At 57.7% G+C, this 22,617-nt stretch carries 28 protein-coding genes and 1 pseudogene; 8 read left to right on the forward strand and 21 right to left on the reverse strand.

What is annotated here, in order from left to right:
• Positions 1-2: 2 nt before the first annotated feature.
• From ACFIQF_RS12890 to ACFIQF_RS12905, 4 genes are read right to left on the reverse strand one after another with little or no spacing between them, the layout of a single operon-like run.
• Positions 3-2,132, reverse strand: coding sequence for a hypothetical protein (locus tag ACFIQF_RS12890; RefSeq protein ID WP_393943364.1), 2,130 nt, complete (start codon positions 2,130-2,132; stop codon positions 3-5).
• Complete coding sequence (locus ACFIQF_RS12895) at positions 2,122-3,531, reverse strand: hypothetical protein (RefSeq protein WP_393943365.1); 1,410 nt, start codon at positions 3,529-3,531, stop codon at positions 2,122-2,124. Before ACFIQF_RS12895 ends, ACFIQF_RS12890 begins: the two co-directional genes overlap by 11 nt.
• Positions 3,531-4,073, reverse strand: coding sequence for a hypothetical protein (locus tag ACFIQF_RS12900; RefSeq protein ID WP_393943367.1), 543 nt, complete (start codon positions 4,071-4,073; stop codon positions 3,531-3,533). Before ACFIQF_RS12900 ends, ACFIQF_RS12895 begins: the two co-directional genes overlap by 1 nt.
• A 1-nt stretch (position 4,074) precedes the next feature.
• Positions 4,075-4,281, reverse strand: a complete 207-nt coding sequence (locus ACFIQF_RS12905) for a helix-turn-helix transcriptional regulator (protein ID WP_393943368.1) — start codon at positions 4,279-4,281, stop codon at positions 4,075-4,077.
• A gap of 763 nt (positions 4,282-5,044) precedes the next feature.
• On the opposite strand from ACFIQF_RS12905, the gene ACFIQF_RS12910 reads away from it, so the two are divergent.
• The 6 genes from ACFIQF_RS12910 (at position 5,045) to ACFIQF_RS12935 (ending at position 10,051) form a co-directional block, all read left to right on the forward strand.
• Positions 5,045-5,875 carry a phage antirepressor KilAC domain-containing protein gene (locus tag ACFIQF_RS12910; RefSeq protein WP_393943369.1) on the forward strand — a complete coding sequence of 277 codons (831 nt, stop codon included), beginning with the start codon at positions 5,045-5,047 and terminating at the stop codon, positions 5,873-5,875.
• Positions 5,868-6,149 (forward strand): helix-turn-helix domain-containing protein, encoded by a 282-nt coding sequence (locus tag ACFIQF_RS12915; RefSeq protein ID WP_393943371.1) that lies wholly within the window; start codon positions 5,868-5,870, stop codon positions 6,147-6,149. Before ACFIQF_RS12910 ends, ACFIQF_RS12915 begins: the two co-directional genes overlap by 8 nt.
• On the forward strand, positions 6,133-6,762 hold the full coding sequence (locus tag ACFIQF_RS12920; RefSeq protein ID WP_393943373.1) for a hypothetical protein: 630 nt from the start codon (positions 6,133-6,135) through the stop codon (positions 6,760-6,762). Before ACFIQF_RS12915 ends, ACFIQF_RS12920 begins: the two co-directional genes overlap by 17 nt.
• 2 nt (positions 6,763-6,764) lie before the next feature.
• Entirely contained in the window at positions 6,765-7,181 is a 417-nt protein-coding gene (locus ACFIQF_RS12925; RefSeq protein WP_393943375.1) for a hypothetical protein, read from the forward strand.
• Positions 7,171-8,106, forward strand: coding sequence for a toprim domain-containing protein (locus ACFIQF_RS12930; protein WP_393943376.1), 936 nt, complete (start codon positions 7,171-7,173; stop codon positions 8,104-8,106). The genes ACFIQF_RS12925 and ACFIQF_RS12930 overlap by 11 nt, the downstream gene beginning before the upstream one ends.
• Positions 8,107-8,212: 106 nt before the next feature.
• Complete coding sequence (locus ACFIQF_RS12935; RefSeq protein ID WP_393943378.1) at positions 8,213-10,051, forward strand: DUF927 domain-containing protein; 1,839 nt, start codon at positions 8,213-8,215, stop codon at positions 10,049-10,051.
• 101 nt (positions 10,052-10,152) lie between these two features.
• Here the strand turns inward: ACFIQF_RS12935 and ACFIQF_RS12940 are convergent, their stop codons facing one another.
• Positions 10,153-10,713 carry a DUF4124 domain-containing protein gene (locus ACFIQF_RS12940; RefSeq protein WP_393943379.1) on the reverse strand — a complete coding sequence of 187 codons (561 nt, stop codon included), beginning with the start codon at positions 10,711-10,713 and terminating at the stop codon, positions 10,153-10,155.
• 59 nt (positions 10,714-10,772) lie between these two features.
• On the opposite strand from ACFIQF_RS12940, the gene ACFIQF_RS12945 reads away from it, so the two are divergent.
• Positions 10,773-10,985, forward strand: a complete 213-nt coding sequence (locus ACFIQF_RS12945) for a hypothetical protein (RefSeq protein WP_393943381.1) — start codon at positions 10,773-10,775, stop codon at positions 10,983-10,985.
• 7 nt (positions 10,986-10,992) lie between these two features.
• On the opposite strand, the gene ACFIQF_RS12950 is transcribed toward ACFIQF_RS12945, so the two are convergent.
• A complete protein-coding gene (locus ACFIQF_RS12950; protein WP_393943382.1) occupies positions 10,993-11,664 on the reverse strand; it encodes a hypothetical protein in 672 nt (223 codons plus the stop codon).
• 528 nt (positions 11,665-12,192) lie between these two features.
• Positions 12,193-13,542, reverse strand: a complete 1,350-nt coding sequence (locus tag ACFIQF_RS12955) for a tyrosine-type recombinase/integrase (RefSeq protein WP_393943383.1) — start codon at positions 13,540-13,542, stop codon at positions 12,193-12,195.
• Between the two features lie 782 nt (positions 13,543-14,324).
• Here ACFIQF_RS12955 and ACFIQF_RS12960 point away from each other — a divergent pair.
• On the forward strand, positions 14,325-14,690 hold the full coding sequence (locus tag ACFIQF_RS12960) for a MarR family winged helix-turn-helix transcriptional regulator (protein ID WP_393943385.1): 366 nt from the start codon (positions 14,325-14,327) through the stop codon (positions 14,688-14,690).
• A gap of 342 nt (positions 14,691-15,032) precedes the next feature.
• On the opposite strand, the gene ACFIQF_RS12965 is transcribed toward ACFIQF_RS12960, so the two are convergent.
• The 14 genes and pseudogenes from ACFIQF_RS12965 to ACFIQF_RS13030 form a co-directional block, all read right to left on the reverse strand.
• On the reverse strand, positions 15,033-16,058 hold the full coding sequence (locus ACFIQF_RS12965; protein ID WP_393943386.1) for an integrase: 1,026 nt from the start codon (positions 16,056-16,058) through the stop codon (positions 15,033-15,035).
• 8 nt (positions 16,059-16,066) lie between these two features.
• Complete coding sequence (locus tag ACFIQF_RS12970; RefSeq protein WP_393943388.1) at positions 16,067-16,273, reverse strand: DUF4224 domain-containing protein; 207 nt, start codon at positions 16,271-16,273, stop codon at positions 16,067-16,069.
• Positions 16,274-16,324: 51 nt separating this feature from the next.
• Complete coding sequence (locus tag ACFIQF_RS12975) at positions 16,325-16,756, reverse strand: hypothetical protein (protein ID WP_393943390.1); 432 nt, start codon at positions 16,754-16,756, stop codon at positions 16,325-16,327.
• Positions 16,757-16,845: 89 nt separating this feature from the next.
• Complete coding sequence (locus tag ACFIQF_RS12980) at positions 16,846-17,568, reverse strand: hypothetical protein (protein WP_393943392.1); 723 nt, start codon at positions 17,566-17,568, stop codon at positions 16,846-16,848.
• Positions 17,565-17,765 (reverse strand): hypothetical protein, encoded by a 201-nt coding sequence (locus ACFIQF_RS12985; protein ID WP_393943394.1) that lies wholly within the window; start codon positions 17,763-17,765, stop codon positions 17,565-17,567. The genes ACFIQF_RS12980 and ACFIQF_RS12985 overlap by 4 nt, the downstream gene beginning before the upstream one ends.
• Positions 17,762-18,112 (reverse strand): hypothetical protein, encoded by a 351-nt coding sequence (locus ACFIQF_RS12990; RefSeq protein ID WP_393943395.1) that lies wholly within the window; start codon positions 18,110-18,112, stop codon positions 17,762-17,764. The genes ACFIQF_RS12985 and ACFIQF_RS12990 overlap by 4 nt, the downstream gene beginning before the upstream one ends.
• 4 nt (positions 18,113-18,116) lie before the next feature.
• On the reverse strand, positions 18,117-18,317 hold the full coding sequence (locus ACFIQF_RS12995) for a hypothetical protein (protein WP_393943397.1): 201 nt from the start codon (positions 18,315-18,317) through the stop codon (positions 18,117-18,119).
• Positions 18,314-18,481 carry a hypothetical protein gene (locus ACFIQF_RS13000; protein ID WP_393943399.1) on the reverse strand — a complete coding sequence of 56 codons (168 nt, stop codon included), beginning with the start codon at positions 18,479-18,481 and terminating at the stop codon, positions 18,314-18,316. Before ACFIQF_RS13000 ends, ACFIQF_RS12995 begins: the two co-directional genes overlap by 4 nt.
• Positions 18,481-18,906, reverse strand: a complete 426-nt coding sequence (locus tag ACFIQF_RS13005) for a hypothetical protein (protein WP_393943401.1) — start codon at positions 18,904-18,906, stop codon at positions 18,481-18,483. Before ACFIQF_RS13005 ends, ACFIQF_RS13000 begins: the two co-directional genes overlap by 1 nt.
• A complete protein-coding gene (locus ACFIQF_RS13010; RefSeq protein ID WP_393943403.1) occupies positions 18,903-20,168 on the reverse strand; it encodes a hypothetical protein in 1,266 nt (421 codons plus the stop codon). The genes ACFIQF_RS13005 and ACFIQF_RS13010 overlap by 4 nt, the downstream gene beginning before the upstream one ends.
• Positions 20,169-20,212: 44 nt before the next feature.
• Complete coding sequence (locus ACFIQF_RS13015) at positions 20,213-20,617, reverse strand: FaeA/PapI family transcriptional regulator (RefSeq protein WP_393943405.1); 405 nt, start codon at positions 20,615-20,617, stop codon at positions 20,213-20,215.
• A 582-nt stretch (positions 20,618-21,199) separates the two neighbouring features.
• Positions 21,200-21,577, reverse strand: coding sequence for a hypothetical protein (locus ACFIQF_RS13020; RefSeq protein WP_393943407.1), 378 nt, complete (start codon positions 21,575-21,577; stop codon positions 21,200-21,202).
• A complete protein-coding gene (locus tag ACFIQF_RS13025) occupies positions 21,559-22,269 on the reverse strand; it encodes an HNH endonuclease signature motif containing protein (RefSeq protein WP_393943409.1) in 711 nt (236 codons plus the stop codon). The genes ACFIQF_RS13020 and ACFIQF_RS13025 overlap by 19 nt, the downstream gene beginning before the upstream one ends.
• Positions 22,270-22,305: 36 nt before the next feature.
• A pseudogene (locus ACFIQF_RS13030) lies at positions 22,306-22,617 on the reverse strand (hypothetical protein); the annotation flags it as partial.

Consider the following 22,617-nt stretch of genomic DNA (forward strand, 5'->3'; position numbering starts at 1 on the left):
GCTTATTCCTCCGCTGCCATCAAGGCGCCAAAAGTGACTGCTGGCGCCCGCTTGGCGCCCTCTTGCGATGTTTTCCGGCTAAGCGCACGCCCAATATCAAGCGCCTGTCGCTGCTGGACATTCCGCGTCAGCCCTGAGACCGTTGGACCAATGCCCATCAGTGGCAGCTTGTCGGCCAGACCGTTTAGCAGATCCACGCCCCGGCCGGCAAGTAGGGCGCCGGAGTTACTGTTGTTCACCGCGCTGCCGACTGGTTGCACTGTTGTGTATTGCGACACCCGCCCCAGCGCTCGGAGCTGCTCAATCTCGTCTTTGCTAAAGAACTGCGCCAGCTTCCGTTGGCCCAGGGCCAACAGCGCGCGGTTGTACCCGCTGGCGCTGAACTTGCCGGTTTCGTCTGATGCAGCACCAATGGCCGCGGTCTTGAGGTGCTGCGCAATACTGCCTCGCACCACCTCCATCGCCTGTGCGTCCACGCGATTGAGTTCTGCCGCGAGGCGACCCGTGTCAGAAGCTTTGGCACTGCGGCTGATTACGAATTGCTGAACGAAGTCGTCTGGCGCGGCTTTGCCCTCATACACAGCGCGCAAGCCAGGAATCTTTTCAACGCGCTGCATCATGCCTCGGTTTGCTAGTCGTGCACGGTCAAACGCCTGCATGGCTTGCTCGCCAATGCTTGCAGCTTGCCCAGGCTGGCTACTGAGTATGGGGGTGTCATCCAATGCCTGACGGACAACACCAAGCGCCATGCGCTGCTGCCCATCATTGCTAGCACGCTGCAGCTTACCGATAGCGGTCTTGAGCTGTTCGGCATAGTTCACATCAAACGGAACTTCGCCTATGGCAATACGGTTCAGGTGCGTCTGCACGCTGGGTGGCAGAGCGCCGCCCAGCAAGTTATCGTCCAGCAGCTTGCTGGCTTGGCTGGTGAATGTGTGACCGTCTAGGGAAACACTGCGTCCAGCGCTATCACGCGCCTGGCTGTAGAGCGCATTGATTCCAGCCTTGTCGTTATCCAAGCCACGCTGCAATGTGCCCATGGCACGGTTTCCAGCTGCAAATGCGTCATCTGCTTGAGCGGCGCCCAGGCGATTCAATGACTCGATCAACGCACGGTTATTCTCGTTGTGTACCTTCGCCAACCCCTGCAGACCTGTGTCGCCGGAGTTCGCCCCCATACGTGCAAGGTTCTGTTCGCGCGTAATTTGCACGGGGTCAAGGGTCAGCATGCCGCCCGTTGGCGTTGCACCAACCCGCTTAAAGTCCAGCAGCCGCGAGACTGCAGCAGCATCAAGCGAATCACCATTTTGCAACGCTCGCTGGGCTTCTGCGCGCAGCCCTTGGCGGATGCCCTCTGGTACTTCTTGCCAATCTACTCCAGCCTTGCTCAACGCGCCCTGAATTTGTTGCTCCATCTTTTCAGTGCGAATTGGAATTACACGGCTTGCGGAACGAATACCCGAGCTGGCTGCCTGAACCATGCCGCCAACACCGAGACCGCCGGCCAAACCTGCGCCCAACTGCATCCACTCATTGCCACCGTTTTCTTTAGCCAGACCAGCGCCAGCGCCGGCACCACCTCCAGCAGCGATCTGAGCGCCGGGGTTGTTCGCCATAATTTGAGCAGCAGATTGGGTAATGCCAGGGGCTGCAGCTTGGGCTACTCGGCCAGCCGCGCCAACCATACCTGCGCTACCTGCCATGAATTTGGCGGCTTCCCCCACAACCCGCTCGGTCTCATTGGCCGGCTTGGGCAAACCCAAACTATCGCCCATCAGGCCAACTGCTTTGCTGATTGGCTGCCCCTCAGGCAGGCCCGCAGCGCGCATCACTGGATCAGTCACCAGATGGCGCAGAGGCTCAGTCACCACTTCGGCCGCCTGCGCAACACCCTCGGCGCCATGGCGCAGAGTCAAGCCAGCTTGGCGTGCAATCGCTTTGCCGCCCTCAGTAAGTTGCTGAGTGAGGCCAGGCGAACTTTCCGTGTTAACCGAGTTGGTAACCAGGCTGTTAACTGGGCCCGATGGCGGCGCCGAAGATGTGTCCCACGCGACGCTAGCAGGGTCGATGGAAGGGCCGTTGCTAGCTGCGGCGGGAATGTCCCATTTCACTTGGCTGGCATCAATTGGCATAGTCGATACTCCCATCGTCGTATTGGTTGACCTTGCGGCCATTGATAGTTCCTGTGCGTGTCACGGTGCGCTCCTTGGGTTGGGCGCCAGCACCGGCAGCAGAAAGCACCTGGCTCACCCGAGCCTGTTGATTGGGGACTTCGGCCAACATGCCTCGGGTAGCCAGTTCGCGGTTTTTGCGCTTTTGTTCGCTCACCTGCGGCGAGTCACCGGGCTGTGTGAAATACTGCTTGCGAGCGTTGTCAAACTCAGATGCACTGATCGCAGCACCAGATTCGCGGCGCAGTACGGCATTAACAAAATCGCGCTGAGACTGCTCAACCTGTTGCTGCTCGGGCGATTGCGTCCAGTTGGCCAAAGCGCCAGCCCCCACGGTATCGGCCAGGCGTTTGATGTAGCCTGGCTGGCTAACGCCACCAGCCGCAAGCTTGTCCATTGCTTGCCCGGACTGCTGCATACGAGTGCCAAACATCAAAGCTTTGGACTGTGTGTCGTTCAACGTCGAAGACTTCGGCGCATTAGGGTCGGCTGGTCCGCCAGCGATATAGGCCAAGTTGCCGTCAGCCGTCGCGCGATACCCCGATGGGATGCCCACGTTTCCGGCCTTCGACGCCTCAATCTGTAGGCGCTTTCGTTCAATATCGAACTCAGTTTCCTTGTGAGCAGACTGAACTGCAAACACACTGGCGGCAATTGCATTGCGCGCGGCAAGGCGGGAGTCCTCGCCCCGTTCGCGCATGCCAGTGGCCTGCAGTGCCGTCTCATTGGCCGCGGTGGCGCGTGCTTCTTCGGACGCCAGGCGTGCTGCGCTGTTGGCATCGGCCGAGGCGATCTGCGCCATGTTGGTCAGTGCTTGGCGCTGCGAGCGCTTGGTGCCTTTGTCCATGATGGCCGCCATCAGTTTGTTGCGCTCAAACTCAGCATTGCGCGCCGCAGGGTCAAAGCCCAGAGCACTGCCACCGATAACACCGCTCCAGCCTGCTTGCGGTGCAGGCGAGCCAGCGGCAGTAGCGCGGGCCTGACCGGCAGCAGCGGCCGTGTCGGCAGGCTGGCCAGCAGCGCCAGAGCGACCGTTGACCAGCTCGTTGGAAAAGGCAAAGCTGCCATTGCCATCGGTGGCCACCATGTTGCCGGCTGGCGCAGTGAGCACCTTGCTAAACCCTTGGCCATTGATACCGGCACCAGGTGCTGCCTTGCCAGAGGCATCAGCATAGGAGACGGGGCCGGACACATTGCCGCCGCTGAAAGACATGGTGCCATCGGCTTGGCGCTGCATGGTGACACGGCCATTGGGGTTGGCCTTGGCCACATCGGCATTGGTCATGCCGGTGCGGTCCCAGTTAACCAGCGGATTAGAAGCTGAAGAGGCCAGAGGGTCGCGCGGATCGAGAGAGGACATTAGGCACCCCCTTCATTGCGCTGATTGTCCAAGTATCGGGCTTTGCCCAAAAGGACAGCGTTAGCCATCGAGTCACACAGGCTATAAAGGCCCGAATCAAAACTTTCGCAAGCCTCAATTTCTTCAGGTAGGGCTTCGAGAGCTGCAACAACCAATTGCTCAAGACTCTCGATTTCGCGCAAGCGGGCGATAGATTCATTTGCAGCAGACAAGCCACCGTGTTTGGACACCGCGCCCTTAAGCAACTGCCCAACTGCACCGTCCTTAAGTGCTTTAGCCTCTTTCTGCAGGCGGCTCAGCAAGGCTTTGAGCTCGTCTTCGGCTTCGCGTCGCAATTCAATCTTCCGGCTTTGAATCTGGCGCTTGATGCGTTGAATGTCGGGCGAGGCGCTAACTGCAGAGGTCGGAACGCTCTGGATTTGATCAAACTCTGCCGTGGTCCAATTAAAGAAGCGGCTTGCCAAGTCGGAGACGGGCTTTGGCCTGGGCTCGACAATGGCGACGCCTGACGAAATTCCGAGAGGATAAGAGTAATCGTTCATGCTATTTTTCTCCGTGGGTTGTGGCGCGGCGCGCCTGAAAAAATGCGTCGAGTTCGGCGGCGCTATAAAGCAACGTGCGAGAGTTGACGCGGATGGGCTGAGGAAATTCGGCCTCCACGCGCGTGTAGCGATAAATCGTGCGCGGCGAGAGGCTGTAGCGCTGCGAGACAGCCGATGTGCGCAGCAGCGTAGCGGGTGGTGACTTCATGGCTACAAGTGTCTGCAACTGGCCGGAACTGTCTTAACCCTATGGGGGGGAGTGCGCTGGCGCTAGCGGCGCTCCTGGTACGGCCGTCTCTTGGCAGAGCGGTATCGGCGCGCGGCCTGGAGGTCGCGCCTACTTCTCGGGTAGATTCGCTGCTCGCCCGTTCCGCCATGCACGCGTGCGTACGCGCCTTTCACGCGCACACATTGCTCGCGCCAGTGTCCAATCTGCGGACGCAATGGTTTCGTTACGCGCTGGCGCCATTACCAGCCCGAAGGTGACGCCGATATTCGTCGACGGCTGTCAGCTGGCAAATGCACCAGTGAATGAGATAAACGCGTGGTGACTGGTAATTAACACAGCTTCGATTAACACGAGGAAACACATTTTTTTTTAGGCGATGCGCTGCTTCTATTTCGCGGTGCTATTCTTGATTCAGCTTAGCGCAGGAGTGCTTTGCAACCTTCCGAAACGTATGACGTTCGAGGGGTGCAAAGTCCTGCGCTTTTTCGTTTCTTCGGCGCAGCTTGGCCCCCTCTCTATTTGGAGAGACTTAGATGTCAGCCAAGCACTATCCGCCACTCGCACAAGTGGTTCGCACTCATGTAGACACAGGCCAAGCTGCTTTCTATGTGAATCGTGCAGAGCAAACAATGAGGGCCTGGGCTTGCCGTGAGGACGGCCCGATCCGCCCCATTCGCGTAAATGGTCGCCTCGCCTGGCCTGTTGCCGAAATCAAGCGCCTGCTGGGTGTGGAGACGGCCTAATGCTTGCCCTCAACAGCACCGTCCACATCGGCGAAATGACCATGTCCAGCCTGGAGCTGGTTGGCTTTGTCAACGCTTGCCGCCAAGAGCGCGCTCACGCTGCAGGCGCCCGCTTCCCGTCGCCAGGGTTTGCCAAGCTGGAGCACTACGACTTTCTGAAGAAAGTGCCCGAAGTACTGGGCAAGGAGCATGCCGGGAAATTCTCCTGCATGTTCGATACCCCGGTCGGCAACGGCGCAAAGCGCCAGTCCCCCGGCTACCGCTTCCCGAAGCGTGAAGCCGTTTTGCTGGCCATGACCTTCGGCTATTTCGTGCAGTCCCGGATCTACGATCACCTGACGGAAATGGAGCAACAGTTGCCCCAAGCCGTGCCAGCGTTGCCGGACTTCTCCAACCCGGCTGTCGCTGCGCGCGCATGGGCTGAGCAATTCGAGCAGCGCGAGCAACTGGCACTGGTGAACAAAGCGCAGGCCGAGGCGCTGGCACTCGCGGCGCCCAAGTTGGACTTTGTGGACAAGTACGTGCAGGCCAGCACTGGCAGCAAGGGCTTCCGCGAGGTCTGCAAGCTGCTGAAGGTCAAGGAGCGCATCTTCCGCCGGTTCCTCGAAGACGCACGCGTGATGTACGTGCTTAACGGCGAGTGGGTGCCGTATGCATGCCACCTCGATGCTGGCCGCTTTGACATCAAGGCTGGCGTGGCAGATCACGGCGAAACGTCCCACGCCTTTAACCAAGCCAAATTCACCGCTGCAGGCGTAACCTGGATTGCCGGCGAGTGGGGCAAGCACCAGGCATTGCTGGCGCAGAACAAGGAGGTGGGCTATGTCTAAAAAGCAGCTCCACCTCAAGTCCACTGTTGCCGAGGCTCAGCGTGCGCGCGCCATCGCTGCATTGATGACCGGCCCTAAGACTTCTTACGATCTGCGCCGCATCGGCCTCTACCAAGCGCCCGCCCGCATTTTGGAACTGCGCCGCCGCGGCTACGAAATCGCGACTTCCCTTGTCCAAATCACCGATGCAGATGGCTATCCACACAAGGGCATCGCTATGTACACCCTGGTCGCCGCACCAGTAAAGGAGGCATCTCATGCTGACCACGAATAAAAAAACGCCTTGGGTCGCGGGGGCGAACACCAAAGCGCTTTGCGGCTCTGGTTTTTATTCTATCGCAATGGCTGTTGCAGGCGCATTGGCATGCCTACTGGGCTTGCTTTACGCTGCGGTCCCATTGCATAATGCCGGCAAGCCGAAAGGCCCGGTGTGTCGTAACACCAAACCAGCAGAGGTCGCAGCCCCCACCTACAAGCGGGGTTTTGTCACGCCCAAATTCTTGGAGTTGATGCTTCCGCTCGCATCGCTCTTCATGGTTTCGGGTGGGATGGGCATATCTGTAAAGACTGCCGCACGTCTGCTGGCGTGTTACGAACATCCCACCCACCCGCTGCCCGTCGTAAGGCAAACGGTGGATTTCCTTGATTCTCCAGCAGGAGCCAAGACCATGACCGCTATCACCCAGCAGGCCAGCCGCCAGGCCGCGCAACCTCAGCCCACAACGAGCGAAGCCGCTCTCATCCAACTGCACGCCGATGCGCATAACGCGCTGAATATGGCCGTGTTCTATCTGCGCCAGCCTCAGCCCAACACCGCTGCGGCCCGGCGCAAAGCTGTGCAAGCGCTGTCTGCACTTCGTCGTCTTTCCATCAGCCTGGAGGCGTAATCATGAATAGCCAAAAGAACATTGCCCGCATGGCAATGCAGGCGAAGCCTTGCCAAAACTGCCGTGATAACTTCCCGCTGCCAAAGGCTGAAGACTACTTCGACCAGCAGGTTATCGCGGGCTACACCGCTCGCCGCATGGCTTGCCAAGCTTGCCCCGAAGAAGAAAAGCCCTGCCTTCCCAGGCCAAACAACGACCAAGCACAACGCCATCAGGTGGTGATGCAAGCACTTATGCAGGTTGAAACGCTGGCAGAAACACTGCTGAAGCTGGTGCCTAACCAGCCGGAAAACTGCGCAGTTCACACGCTGCTGCGTCGCATCGCAGCTTTGAACACAGCCGCAATGGGCGGCGTTTTGGACGATGGCGAAGATCTGGTAGTCCTGCAGCAGATCGTAGGAGGTAGCAATGAGCACTAGCATTTTTGACCGCTTCGCTGCTGCGATGGAGGCTGCTGGTGTCGTGCCGCCTGACACCATCCACGCAGACGGCCAACTGCACCGTTTCTCGCCTACTGGCCGGCGCTCTGACAATGCGGGCTGGTATTGCCTCCACGGCGACAACTTTCCGGCGGGTGTGTTTGGCTGCTGGCGCACGGGACTGGTCCAAACCTGGACTGACAAGCACGCAAATGCACTCAGCCAGGCCGAGCGCGAAACGATGCGCCAGCGCATCAAAGACGCCAAGGCCCAGCGCGATGCTGATCTGCGCATGCGCCAGCAGCGCGCCGCAGCTACCGCGAGTGCAATGTGGAATGCGGGAAAGCCTGCAAGCTCAACGCACAGCTACCTGTTGTCCAAAGGCGTGAAGCCGTATGGCTTGCGTGCCGATCTGGGTTGGTTGATGGTGCCCGCCTACGGCGCTGACGGCCAATTGACCAGCCTGCAAACCATTGCTCAAGATGGCGTTAAGCGCTTTCTGCCTGGCGGCCGCTTGCAGGGCAGCTTTTGCCCGATTGGGGACTTTACCCAGGCATCGGCGATTGCCATCTGTGAGGGCTGGGCAACCGGTTCCTCCATCCATGAGGCAACCGGGTTGCCCGTGGCAGTTGCCTTTTTCGCAGGCAATTTGCTGCCAGTGGTCCAAGCCTTGCACCGCAAGTGTCCCGGCGCCGCGCTGGTGCTGGCTGCAGACGATGACTACCGCGTCGAGGGCAATCCCGGCCTGACTGCTGCCCGTGCGGCTGCCTTGTCTGTTGGTGCGCAGGTGGTTGCCCCGCAGTTCCCGGCCGAGCGCCCACGCAAGGCGACCGACTTCAACGATTTGCATTCTCTGGCTGGCGCTGGCGCGGTGCGCGCGTGCTTTGCCGAGGTTTTGGAGGGCTTGAACCATGAAGACCAGTAACCAAGAGGCCACTGCCGTAGCTGCTGCGGCCGCAGTCCAGCTCGATCAAGACCAGGTGAATGTAGCCCAGACGCTCGCAGAGCTGTGGGAGCGCGTGGGCAGTCGTGTGCTGGTGCGTCGCAAGCCCGAGAACCCGCTCGGAACCATAACAAAACTTAACATGCCTAACACCAATAACCCGATCCCCGGTGAGACTGAGCGCCCGCGCTTTGTAGTACTGGATGACCCGTATCAAGCGCCGGATGGCAGTAAGTACCGCGAGGGCGTGTGGTTCTTCAGTGTGAAGCCTGGCCGCGGTGACGCATCGCCAACGCTGACGCAGCAATGGGTGAGCAGCCCGTTGCACGTTGATGCCATCACCTTCGATAGCTCAGAAGGCAACTTTGGTCGCCTGCTGCGCTTTCGCAATACCTTGGGCAGCTGGCGCACCTGGTCTATGCCCATGTCCATGCTCAAAAGCGATGCAGCTGATCTGCGAGGCGTACTGCTTGCTCAAGGTGTACATATCGACCCAGGCTATGCAGGCCGCCACCTGCTGGCCACATATCTGCAAAGCGAAGTACCAAAGCGCAAGATGGAGGCGGTTTTGCAAACAGGTTGGGTTGGAGGGCAATTCAACGCCTATGCACTGCCAGACTGCGTGATTGGGCCGAATGCGTCTCGTGTGGTCTACCAAAGCGAAGGCTTCGCGGCAGACGAATACACGCAGCGTGGCACTCTCGATACCTGGCGTGAAGGCATCGCCTCACTGGCCATTGGCAACCCCGTGTTGGTCCTCGCCATCAGCGCCGCTTTCGCCGGTCCGGTCCTGGCTCGCGTTGGCGTCGAATCGGGCGGCATTCATCTGATCGGTGATAGCTCGACTGGCAAGAGCACCGCGCTCCATGCTGGCGCCAGCGTTTGGGGTGGCGATAGCTTCCGGCGCAGCTGGCGCGCCACCAGCAACGGCTTGGAAGGCGCTGCTGCCATGTTCAATGACAGCTTGCTGGCATTGGACGAAATCAGCGAGTGCGATCCCCGAGATGTTGGGCAAATCGTCTACATGGTCGGCAACGGCCGCGGCAAGCAACGTGCAAGTCGTGCAGGCGCAGCACGCCCGGTTTATCGCTGGCGGACCAGCCTGCTTAGCAACGGCGAACGCAGCATTGCCTCGACCATGGCAGAAGCCGGCCAGCGCCCCAAAGCTGGGCAGTCCGTGCGCCTTCTCGACATCCCAGTGCAGCGCAAGTTCGGCGCATGGGACAACTTGCACCAGCACGCCAGCGGCCCAGCGTTCTCCGATGCAATTAAGCGCTCTGCAGCCAAAAGCCATGGCACTGCCGGCCGTGAGTTTCTGGAAAAGCTGACCCGCGACACCAGTGACCTGACCGCCCGCCTGGAAGAGCTGAAAAGCCATCTGACGGCCAATATGCACACCGGCGACGGCCAACCGGCACGAGCTGCAGCGCGCCTTGCCGTGCTGGCGCTGGCCGGAGAGCTGGCAACCGCCTACGGTATTACTGGCTGGGACGAAGGCGAGGCAACCAAAGCCGCCGCTGTCGGTTTGGGTGCTTGGCTGTCTATGCGCGGCGATGTCACTGGCAATGCGGAGAGCAGCCAGATTGAGCAAGCTGTTTTGGACTTCATCGACCGCCATGGCGACAGCCGCTTTTCCGATGTGAACGGCCCTTTCGACGAGCATCGCATGGTCATGGTGCGCGACCGTACAGGATGGTGGAATAGCACTTCTGAAGGCATCGAGTATTGGTTCACCACAGAGGGCATGCGTGATGCGCTCAAGGGCTTCGACTTTCATCGCGCTGTGCGAGTGATGCAAGCATCTGGCCTCATGGCACCACCAGGACGAGATGGCAAATCAGCGCATGCCAAGCGCGTCCAGGGACGCAACGTTCGCGTCTACGTTGTAAAGCCAGAGGCGCTCATCGCCAGCGAAAGTCCAAAATGATTGATTGATCGGTAAGGGGGCGCCAGCGCCGTAGCTGATCGAGCCATCAACCTCCGCACCCGCCAACTGGCGGGTTTCTCTTTTGGGCCTGCTCGCAGCGGCTAGTTGCAACCCCACGCTGTGCCACTCCCCGCGCAGACTTGGCCATCCGGACCAACCACGGTGTTTCCGCCTGCATGCGTGAACGTGTTGCCTCTTTGGTCAAAACAAACATTCCCTGAGCAATGAGTGATAAATGTGTCGTCGCCAGACGAATCGCGCATTCGCCTCTGCCGCTTTGCTTCGTGATAAGGAGTCAGGGTTGGCTTAACGCTGGCATTGCGCTCCGCGAGCCGCTCTTCATAGCCCTTGTAATTCTCCAGCCCAGACACCTGCGGTGCTCGATATGCCCGCATCTCGCGCTGTTGTTGCTCCTGTCTAGCCATGTTCCGGGCGTTCTCCTTGGCGCGCCTTTCTTCCTTTTCTATGGTGGCCTGGTAGGCACGAATGTCGTCTTGCATGTTTTCTTCCGCTGTTCTTTGGCGGCTCAGGAGCTTGCCCGAGGCACAAGGGCGGTCCGAAAGCAATAGCTGCCCTTTCTCGTCTTTGCACTGATAAATCTGAGCGTTCGCACTCGACAGTCCACCAGCCAGTATCGAAAACGCAATCAGCAATGCACGCATGGCAGCCTCCTGTATCAAAATGTTTCATTCAATGGTACAGCATTGCTTGGAAATGCGGTTTGCACATAGGCGTGGGTGGTGGCTCTTCGGTGGTGGATGGGCAGACCGTGCGCGAGCCTACTCAGGTGTTCGATACCGTCACGCAGCAGTATCTGGGTGGGCAGCAGCAAGCGCAGGCCAAGCCGCAGCAGTTCGTCAAGGGGCAGGTTTATGTTGACCCGCAAAGCGGCAAGCATCGCACCTGGAACGGCACCGGCTGGTCAGCGGCATAAGCCTCAATCATCGCTTGAACGACTCTACCGGCACTGCGCGTGATGGGTCGAAATTGCCGGGGCCTCTTGCGCTCTCGTTGGACGTAAAGAGCAGCCCCGCCTTCACGCGCTCTTGCTTGTATTGGTCGAACAGGGTTGATACTTGCTCAACGTCGCCTTGCAGCAAGGTGCGAGCGCGGTCCTGACTGGCTTGTACCCACGGCCAGAATACTTCGCTGCTCATGATGTCGTAGGCATTGGGATGGATAGCGAACAATTTGCGGTAGTGCGTTTCTACCTTGAGTTGCATCTGAGGCGTGCGCAGGTCGTAGAGCGATGCCAGATCGGCCGGCAGCTGGAAGCGCTGGCACATGTCGTACTTATCGCGGGGCGGCGTGTAGAGGCAGTCGCATGCCTGGCGCACAAGGTTCGCAGCCTGAGTTGAGGTAATGTCACGGGCTGAGCCGAGCACGCACTGCTCAGGGGTGGAGTACCCGAAGGTGCTGCGCTCCGATCCGCGCTGTACCTCGTAATACTGGTCGGGGTATTTCTGCTTGCACATCTTGAGTGCAGCATTGGTGGCTTGGGCGTTCTTCACGCCTTTCAGGTTGTCGATCAGGCAGGTACCATAGTTCGCGGCCTGGGCTTGCGAGGCGGCAAGCAGGCAAGCGAGCAGCGCAGCTTTAGCAAAAACCCTCATGTCTCTTTCTCCCTTATATCTGGAGATTTTTGCATACAGAGAGAGATTGGCTATTTTTGCAACTCTGCGCGTCGATGATAAACGGCTTGCACATTGAGAGCTGACGGAATATAGCAAGGCTGCTTACGTCATCGACAACATCACCGAGCATGGGTCGAGGCAGTTGCCTTGTCCGCCAGCGCTGGCTTACGGCACTAAGAAGCAACGGAATTGAAGGCGCACCTCCGTTGCACGGCGTAGCAACCTAATGAAACCTTAGGTCGTGTGGCGCCCCTGAAACCTCACAAAACCTCATATCGGTACAGCAATTGCAAACCGTATTTGCTATAAATTTAAAAGCGACAATGCGAGGGAACATAAGGCGTTACACCTGATACACCTCTCATATTCTTGGTGTAACAGATGCTCGCATAGAAAAATCATTTGAAATCAATGAATTGCTTGGCGTGCTACACAATAACACCTGCTACACCTCAAAATACTAGTCGCCTACGTATTGATTCTTGAGTGGTCTCTAGCATTCCTGTTTTACTTCACCGCCCTCAGCTGACTCGGCGCATCGTTGGAGTCGAACTGAATACCTGCCTGCTCCAAGATCCATGCTTCCAGGCGCTCATGGTGGAGTCGCAAAAGGTCGAGTGGGCGCACGCGATAGTGCTTTTCAGCGGTGCCACTGGGTTTGTGCCCTTGGATTTGTGCAATTGCGCCAGCAGGCAATTCGAGCCATTCGGATAACGAGCCAAAGCTACGGCGCAGGCCATGGAGGGTGATATGCCCAATTCCGCAAACGGCGCAAGCGTCGGCCAAGCGGCGATTCGGCGGGCTGATCGGCAAGTCGGTCACATCGCTGCTGAACACCCACCTGTTGCGGCGAGGGAGACTTAGAAGTAGATATTCAACGTACGGTGTAAGCGGGATTGTCCGCATTCCATCTTTCCCGCCTTTGCTTTCGTCCTTATCTCGCAGCGTCAGGCCGCGCCACTGTGTGTTGATATCTGGCCACTGCAAAATCAGTAATTCATTTGGCCGGGCGCCGGTTAGGAGCAGGACCTGCAGGTAGGCTGCAATGACTTGGCTCTGCAACCCTTGCACGGCGACAAACCAGGCTGCTAGCTGTTCTTTGAGCAATGCGTCCTTCTTTGCCTCTGGTGTACCCAGCTTTTCGCGGGCGCGGCGATTGGCTGCTGGGTTCTTCTCCGGCGTAATGGCTTGGAACTGTTGATGCTCCTTGCACCAGTTCAAAAATGCATGGAACAGACGCAATGCAAGTCGCGCGCGCGTTGGTCGCGCATTCGATTCGTCATCTGCCCAGGCTTGAATGTGCTCGGCAGTCACATCCACCAACCTGAGTGGGCAAAAGTGCGCCAGTGGCCCAGGCTCAGTGAGTCCTTTGCCGCGCTTTTTGGGTTCGCCGCCCGGCGAAACCATTTCGAGATGGTCCCGCAGGTGTAGCTCTCCCCAGTACGGACGCCTGTCAGCTATATAGGCGCTCCATGCTTCGCCCACTGTGACCTCTTGGGCAGCGGCTAGGGCCAGAGTTGCAGCTTTTTCCGCATCTTGCTGGCGCTGGACTTCGCGCGGATCGATCCCTTGTTCTGTTTGGTTGCGTAGTGTGCGGGCGGCCGCTTGTGCATTGGCAATTCCAACTGCTGGCCACTCCCCAAGTGCCTTGGTAATCAGGCTGCCTTTCATGCGGGTTTCAAACTGCCAGTGCTTGCCGCCAGCTTTGGTGACGCGCAAGCGTAGACCTTTGTTTTCGGCATCCTTTACCAAAACAAAAGGTCGATCAGGTGGGCATGCGGCCCGTTCGAGCAGGCCATGGGTTAGTGCGTGCGACTTGGAGTAGTCGATGAGTGCAGTTTTACTAGGGCGTGCCATATGGATGTTGATTTACAGACTTTTTACAGACTGAGAAGCGATATTTTGTGAAATATCTATCAACACACGGGTACTATTTTGCCCAGGTAAATTTAATATAGTGTGTTGATTTATATGGATTGTATCTACTGAAGTCTACAAAGGCAAACACTAATTTGACAGGATTGTGATTCCTGTTGTCGTGGGTTCGAGCCCCATCAGCCACCCCAAATAAAATCAGAAAACCCCGCTGTCGCAAGACGGTGGGGTTTTTCTTTTGTCAAATCCTGCGCGCTTTTTGCAGGCTGCGGTGCAAAGTGCGGAGCTTGCTGATTCAGATATGGGTGGCAGGAGCGCCGCCCCGGGTGGTTCTCAGGCGCCTTGTGGCGGCGTTCTCCGCGGGCGGGGGGGGGGGGGGGGGTATGTTGCCCGGCGGCCATGGCTTTGACTGGTGCTCTTGCGATCCAGATCAAACGCTGCTCTTCTACAGTCGATAATATGCGCCGATAAGCAATCTGTAGGAATGAATAACAGCCTGGCTTTCAACTTTTTTGTGTGGCCCAGGCCGTGCAGACAATGGCGGTAGAGCTTGCGCAAGGCAAGGCGCGGTAGGAGCAAACCGATCGATGACTATCCGGGTCGAAGAGGCAGAAATGTATGTAATGCTGGCCAGCCAAGGGCCGGTTGAGAAGTGCGAAGCACGGGCTGCGGCTGGCCCTGCAGAGCCAGTGAATTGAGACGAGCGCTTGGGCTTTTTGCTGCACGATGTATCGCGCATGCGGCGGACGGTGTTTGATGAATATATGCGTCCGCTGCACATCACGCGCTCGCAATGGTCGGTGCTGGCTTATGTGGCCAAGCACGACGGTCTGATTCAAAGCGATCTGGCGCATGCGCTGAAACTGGGCAAGGCCGCGCTAGGCGCTTTGCTGGACCATTTGGAAGAAGCAGCCTGGGTGCGCCGAGCGGCCGACCGGCAAGACCGCCGCGCCAAGCGTGTGTACCTGACCAGCGCCGGGGCGCTGCGGGTAGAACAAATGCAAGCCCATAGCCACGCCATGAGCGAACGCATTCTGGCCGGCCTGGCGCCCGAGGAGCGCCAACACCTGGAAGCCCTTTTGCACAAGGTCAAGCGCAATTTGATGGGGCTGGCGCGGCATGGGGACTGATGGCTGCGGCGCCAGGCCGTGATCGCGCTCGGCTGCAAGGCAAGCAAGGGCTTTGCCCGCCGCTAAAATGGTACTTGCTATAGTTTTTAGTAGTGCGCAAGCCCCTCTGGTATGGAATTTCTGCAGTTCTCCGGCATCCATCTGGCCAAAGAAAAAGCCGCTAAGTTGTTTAAACTTAACGGCTTTCAGGTTGGTGCCCGGGGCCGGAATCGAACCGGCACGCCTTGCGGCGGGGGATTTTGAGTCCCATCACGAATTCAGTATTCATGCGGGTTTCAAGGCGATTCGTTCGTGGAAAATTGCAAAATCTCTACAGAGAGCCTGAGTTTTCCCCGAACGTTTTTAGCGCACCGCTTTTAGCTGATCTGGCCGCGTGCGGTAGTGCCGTTTTGTCACCTTAGGGCTACTGTGTTGCAGGAGCTTTGTCGCATCTTCCAGGGTGTCAGCAAGGTTGCTTGCGAAGCTCCGCATGTCGCGCAAATACATCGCCCGGATGGCTGCCGCGAAGTCTGGGTTGCCGCTTTTTTCAGCTACAAGTGCTGCGCTTTCCCGGGCCTCATCCCATCTATCGCGCAGCATTCTGAGTGACACAGGCATGCCCTGTGGTGTCGCCAAGAACATGACACACTGCGACGGGTACGACGATCTGCGCTCGTTGATGCGACTCAATACCGCTGAATCGGCAACTGCAAACTGCCCGCCTTTAGTGGTCTTGCTTGCGCGATTCGTTAGCATCCCGTTCGCAGGCATGCGGATATAACACACATCCGTCAGCCGGAGCCCTGTGGCGGAAGCAATATCCATTGCATCCTGCAACACTTGGTCGCCAAGGCTGTAGACCGCCTGGAATAGCTCGGGCGTCACTTCAAACTCTCGAGCACTTTCCTCGTTCTTCCAGTTTTTCACTCCTTCTGCGGGCCACGGGGACTTGGTCATGCCCCACAAAAGCGCCTTGTGCCAGATGATGGACAGCAGGGACATTTCCCGGTTCCCCTGAGTCTTCGCGGTGCGCAGATCAAGGTATCTCCGCAGAGTGGGTAAATCCACTTCATCCCACGCCGCCTGCTCAAATACAGGCCGTAACTGCCGAAGGTTTTTTGCATAACCTTTGCGCGTCTCTTGGCTGTCGTACTTGGGCAGCTCCGTCTCTTCCCAGCGGTTGATGGCCTCACCAATCATTCCCGTTCGAATCTCTCCCGTGTCTCCGATTTCTCGCCACTTTGCAAGGGCAACCTCATAATCTGAGCCAAGAGCAATGTCAGGTTTGCCCAGGTCGCGGCGGTAATAGTAGTAGTACACGCGAACCTTCCCGTTCTTGTTCTTCCGGGAGAGCGCGTGCAATCGCGGGAATTTGGTTCGTATTGGCATCGTTGCTCCTATTTGATGGCCCCTAGATTGACGCCACCGGCTTTGCCGGGTCGCTTGCCCAGAATCCATTGCTCGATATGCTCGCGCATAACAATCAGCCTGCCATCATCAAATCTGAAAGGCAAGCCCTTGCTTTTCAGCCAGTCCATCTGCGGCTGACGGTTTCTGTAGTCCGTCAGTTCTCGCAGCTCCTTGGCTGTCAGGTATCCAGCCATCTCCACTCCTCCAAAAAAAGAACCCCGCATCAAGAGCGGGGCTGGCGTGTCTCAGTCGATGTTGGCTGTTTGCCATTTCCATTCATCTGGTTCAATGTCGGCGCGCCAATCGGCTATCACGCCATCTCCGCCAATCTCCATGATGATGTAGTCGCCATAGCCAGAACCGGCGGGCGAGAGGATGTAGGGGACGTAGCCGTCGATGAATGCTACAGACCGTCCTTGTGAGTCCAGTAATTCGTAGTAGCCAGCATCGCAGACCTTGTAGTGAACATCGGCCTCCACGCCCTCTGGCCAATTGCGAATTCGGCCTGTGTCCAAATCGATGATGGGCTCCCAGTAGTCGCCGTTACGAAGTGGGATCTTTGTTCCGTCTTCATCTTGAGCATCACCAACTTTCGCGTCTTCCCAATAGCGAACTTTGGCTGAAACCTTAATGGCGGCGACATCGAAGTCGCAGGTGATCTGTGCTTGAACTTTCATATCAATCTCCAAAATGAGAAACCCCGCTATTGCGGGGCTGGTTCCATTTGTCTTGCTCGCGTTCTTTCTTGGCGCGGCGGATTTGACGCCTAGTTGGTCTCATTGGTGGCTCCTATTCCGTGGGCATTTACGCTCTTTTTTAGTGTGAGCACCAGCGTTCCAGTCTTGAATGCCTGTACGCGATCAAGCCGCATTTGTGATGGCAGCATCATTCGCAGTGATTCATTCCACCACTCGACACGCCACGCTTTACCGTTTTTCGGCTCTCGCAAATCGTCAGCGCTCAGCGGCTCCCGCTCAGGTGGGGGAGGGGCGGCTGAGAGCATTTCCGACCAGCAGTCATTGCAGGGAAGCACCCATGTTTTTGTGTTGCCTGCTTTGATCATCTTCTCCGACGGCTCCACTGGCACCAGGCGCCACCCATCCGGCACAGCCTGCCGCGCTGATAGCTGGGCCAGCCGCTGATTCAATTCTGTGCGACCCGATGAAACCGTATCAAGGTTATTCATGGCCTCCTGTAGACCATTGAACTTGGCTTCATATGTTGCTGTCAGCTCAGCCAACTGGTTGCGCGCCTCAGTATTCAGGGAGTTGGCTGTGTCCAGGCGCTGGGTGAGGTCGGTGACTTGCTGCTCAGCTGCTGCGGCGCGGTTGGTTTGGGAGATCAGCTCAGCCTCTAGGGAGGCGATGCGGTCGAGTAGGGCCTTCACTCGCTCCACGGAATAACCTCGGATGCGTATTCCAGTATGGCCCGCTGTGTCTATGTCTAGCTCTGGCATGGGGTCAATCATTGCGTTGTCTGGTGTGGTCATGCTCGCACCCATACTGCCTTTCCGCCCGTAGGCTCATACTCATCGCTCTTGAGCCGGACAAATTGCTGCCCAGGGACTCCCGCTGACTGGACGTAGCCCTGTATGCCCCACGACTTAACCTCGGTGACGACGACCATGCAGCCGCCGAAGACCTCGCGCTCAGGGTTAACTTGAACAATGTCGTTTTCTTGGGTCATGCTGGCTTTCCTCCTGCGGCTTTGATCGCCGCTTTGACTGCTTGCAGCTTGTCCTTCGGGCATTCGAATGTGCCGACTGCGGTCGCTTGCTTCTTTCGCCAGCGCTTGAAATGCGTCTCGAAACTCGGGCCATCACCATCGCCCCATGGCGCAGCTGAGTCGCCATCGCTGAACACGGCCCCGTGGGAGACGGCGACGACAGCACCATCGGGTATCGCGCTGAGTTCGCGCAGCCACTCAGCGCCATCCACTGTGACTACTTCATCCTCGTGCCAGACTCCATCGGGCCAGAACTCGGAATCGTTATAGAAGCGCAGAAATTCTGCGCCGGTTGTTTTGGTTGTCATGCTTTCAGTCCCCCCAGTAGCTCATTTCGTCGTTGGCCGCCTCTCTTGGTGCATCCCACTCGGCCAAGTCATCCCCGTTCCATTCCTTTTGCGTCTCTGCCAAGGTTTCAGAGATTTCTTTGGCAAAAGGAGCGTCAATGCCACATTCGATGAATCGTGCGGCACAGGCTTCGGTCCATTTTTCGTATGCTGTCTTGTCGGTCATGGGGCCTCCTTGGCTTCTTGGATGGCTGCGGCTGCTTCCTTATGCCACTCCAGTGCCTTGCCTTCGCTGCCTGCAAACAAGTGAACAGCGAAGCCGGGGAGCAAGGCCCCCATAGCCAGCAGGACCAGAAAGGCCCACCCGATAAATTCAGCGAACTGGCGCATCACCCCTCCTTCGCCACTGGTGGCGCGATCAGGTCAGCTGGCAAGTAGATGGCCCGTGAGCGCGCAGCAGTGATTGGCGTCGGCTTGTCCGGCTTGCCTTCACATTGCAGGGCGGCCATAGCCAGCGCTCGCCAAGCAGCAGGGCTGTTGGGCACAACCTCCAGTGGCATGCCGTCATAGAGTGGCGCGAGCATCCCGCCAGGGCCGCGATAGAAAGGAGTGGACCGGGACAGTCGGCGTGCTTCTGCCGGCGGAACTGCGATGCAAAGGCCGCTCCTGTCGCAAATGCCTCGCGCCTCGGCTTCGCTGTATATGCCAGCTTTCTCCAGGCCGAAGCAGTAGCCTTGGCTATCCGGCTTCCACCAGGTGATGTGCTCGCAGTATTTGGTGGTGTGCCCAATGTGGGCGATAAGGTACTGGCTCATTCGTCATCCTTGGTAGTCGCCACTGGTGGCGTGGTGGCGGATAGGGCGGCGTCGATGGCTGCGTCAACAGCAACCGGATCAAACAGCGCATGCGCGGCGTCGAACTCGATCCAGTTACCAGTGAACTCGGAGACTCTGCGAATATTTCCGCAGGCATCAAGGTGAAAGGAGTAGCGTTGAAGCTTGCAGAGCTTCTTGCGCACGGCTTCAAACGCTGCATCGCGGATGGCCTGCTCCCCCTGTGTGGCTACAGGGGATGCGAATACAGGGCGAACAGTCCAGCCCAACTCTTTCATGCGCTCTTTGCCAGTACCCTTGAAGCCTTCGTTTTTGGCGACGGCCAGGACGTTGGCAATAACCACGAATTCAGAGTAGCCCGCATAGCTGGGCAGTGCCATGCCGTTGCTGCCAAAAGCTGTGTAGAACAGCGGCTTTTGATGCTCGGACGTGGCTACATGGGAGGTGTCTCGCGGAACATGCGGAAAGTCTGCCCACCAGTTCACTGCGCTCAAGAAGTCGTGTGCGCTTATGGTGTATCTGTCTTCATCGCAGGGCGCTTGATCCTCAGATGCGAATTGGGCAGCGATGAAATCGGAGCTAAAGAATGCGCGTACATCATTCGCATCTTTGGGCCAAACCACCGGCTCTTGCTCCCCCGCCCGCATGGCGTGGGTGGCGTCTGCGTAGGCGCGCATTTGCTCGGCTGTGTAGCCGTCATTGCGTAACAACCCACCATTAGCCCAGCTTTTGTACTCCGCCAATGGCAGCGCTGGATACTCCCCCGCAGGGGCTGTCCGGTCAGCTGTCAACTGTTGGTTGACTGTTGCCGCTGGCTGGGTGGTGGCAAGGGCTGCTCGGGTTTCATCAATCAACGCTTGAAACTTGGCCCGTGTTGCATCAGACTTATTCTGCTGACTGATGAATTCACTATCGGCTTGTTGCCAATAGGTTTGACCGAGTTGCCATGCTTTGCGCAGCGCCAGACTAACGAGGTTGAGCACGTCGTCATTGATCACATGACTCGCTGGCTCCACCTGGGGCTGTGGTGCTTTGTAATTTCCGCGAGAAAACCGCGCTATCTCTGCGCGAACTGTCTTACGCAGGTTGTCTATGGCAGCTTTATATCGACGTGGTTCATCTCCCGATGAGCAGTAAGCGTCTGCATACTCGAATGCGGCGGCCATGATCTCGCTGTATGCGCCACCTTCCATCAGCAGCTCTTTATCTGTCATGAGGGGTGGTGGTGAGTTGTTGTCAGCCATGGGTGGACTCCAGGAAATAGAAAACCCCGCATTGCGGGGCTTGGTTAGAGGTGTTGGGCTAGATCGAAAACTGAAACCGGAATACGCCGGATTGACGCCCGCTCTTTGGATTTCTTCGCGGCTTCCCGCTTCATGAGCATTCGTAAGCGCCGCGTTTCTCGCTGTCTGTCTGGGTCTGGCGGCGGGCGCTTGGCATCCTCGCCTTGGCCTGATTTGTAGATTGGCTGTCTTGCGCCGCCGCTGGGGCTGGGCTTCTTCCAGCTCGCTACGTGAATCAGCTTCTTCTTGTGCAGCATCCACAGGTAATAGCGTGCAGTAGAGAGTTGCAAGCCCATCGCTTTAGCAATCTGCGCTGTACTAAATCTCCGCGATCCAAGATCGTTAATGTGGGCGCGTAGCTTTGAGAGAATGGAATCAGGATTGGGCTTGAAGGTTGTTCTTGTCCGCATCCTCTCTTGCCCTCCGGCTGTACGCTGCGGCCTGTGCATTGCCGCTTGCGTTGTAAATCTTCAAGAATTGGTGCGCCACAGGTAACGGCGCTTTGTGCTGGCAATCAGCTGGACAGCGCTTGTCGTTGACCCCTGCAAGCTGGTCAAGCGAGTGGCGGCAGTAGCCGTAGGAGATGGCCCAGGTAGCACCAGGCGCTTGCTTAGCGTCCTTGCACGGGTAGGGCGCATCCCCGTTGCTATGCTTAGCGCTGGGCGCTTGGTTGATGGTGTTGTCTGCTGGCATAGGCTATTGGCAGACATGCCGTACTGATGCCGGAAAAGGATTGTGGGCAGTTGGTTCAGATGAGGGCAGTGGCAATCTGGGGTCTTGTGGAGCTGGCTCCAAGAATCCACTGTGATCCGCCTTTACTGCCTTGATGTAATCAACTTCTACTTTTGCGCTCTCAACAAGCACTGCCGCCACTTGTGAGACTGCTCGGGCACGCTCTACATCCATTGGGTTATCGCGGCTGCGTAGGTCAGCGAGCGTGGCTAAAAGGTGTTGGCGAACGTCTGTAATGTGTGGTGATGTCATCTTTTTGATTACTTGGTGGTGAGTGTTTTGATTAGTTCGAGCAGTTCTTTTAGGTATTCATCCTTTGGCCAGCCTTCTATGTCGCAGACCGCCATATCAAAACGAATGTCTGCCATCAGGCGAAGCTCGAGCCGCTTTCTGGCGAGTTCATTTAAGGTCTTGGCCGGAAACTCTGCGCGATCGGTTGGCTTAGGCGCTGGCGGTTCAAAATGGAACGGTGGCGCAGGATCTGCGATGGGGGCTGGGTGCGCTCGTACTAGGGCGCGCTGCTGACCGTTGACTACACTTTTTCCGTTGGTGGCAAACACGTACCCGTGCAATGGGCTGCCGACGGTTTTGTCAATCCTCCAGCCTTGCGGCAGTGCATCTAACTTTTCCCAGTGCATGCCATCTCTCTTTCTTTGGCCTCTTTGCTGATGCGGTTAACTTGTCGGGTGATCGCGCCCTTAAGCTGTGTCAGCTTTGCAAGCTCTGGTGATTTATTGATCGGATGGTTTCGCTTGGCGTTCTCTGCTCGCGAAATGCATTCAAGTCGGTCTGCTGTGATTTCTCCCTCTGCCGTGGTTTTGCAACCAGGCTTGAAGATGACGATGTGACCCTCTGGGATTGGTCCCATTTCCCTGATCCAGACAAGCCTATGAACAGCAACCCATCTGCGGGTAGGAACAAGGCTCGGGTCATCGGTCACCTTGCGCTCCAAAATCCCATCACGCGTGACCCGTAGCGAGCCAATCGGAACGTATTTGGCCTGGGCCGCTCCGGCCATTTGCCCCTTCTTGAATTGCGACTTGCGACAGTTTTCGTGAAGGCCAGTTGATCCCGGAATTCCTTTGTTCCATGGGGCTGCGCCACTTTTAAACTGGGTGGCCTTCAGTCGCGGGTCTTTCTTGCCTTGCAGGATTCGCCCCGAGCGGCTGCTATCAAGGAAGGCTTGAGACTTCGATAATCCAAGCGCACCAGCCTTTTGGTGTACAGATCGCTCGGATCGACCGATCTTCACCGCGACATTTGCGGCAGTCATATCAGGGTATAGGGCCACAAGTTGGGCAATCTGTGTTTCGGTCCAGAGTCGTGACATGGGCAAAAGAAAACCGCCTCTAGGGCGGTCTTGGGGTTAGATCACTGCGTGGAAGCCTTGGCGCTTCATGGGGTCGATGAACGGAATGTCATCACTTAAGTCCTCAAACCCGCCGCCACCCTGGCGCGGCGCTGGTGCCGGTGCTGGGCGGGGTGCTGGAGCAGTGCGCGCCTGAGGGGCATCGTCCTGGCGTGGACTGCGTGCAAAGTCATCAAAGTCCGCAACACCTTCAAGCGAGTATCCCTCGCTGCCATCGCTCTTGGCGAACGTCGCAATGTGCAGATCGCGGACGATCAACGAGACTTGCTTGCCCTTTGTCAGATGTGGCGCGAGCGATTCCGCCTGCTT

The organism is Comamonas trifloxystrobinivorans, from assembly GCF_043359985.1.
GTDB lineage: Bacteria > Pseudomonadota > Gammaproteobacteria > Burkholderiales > Burkholderiaceae_C > Comamonas > Comamonas trifloxystrobinivorans.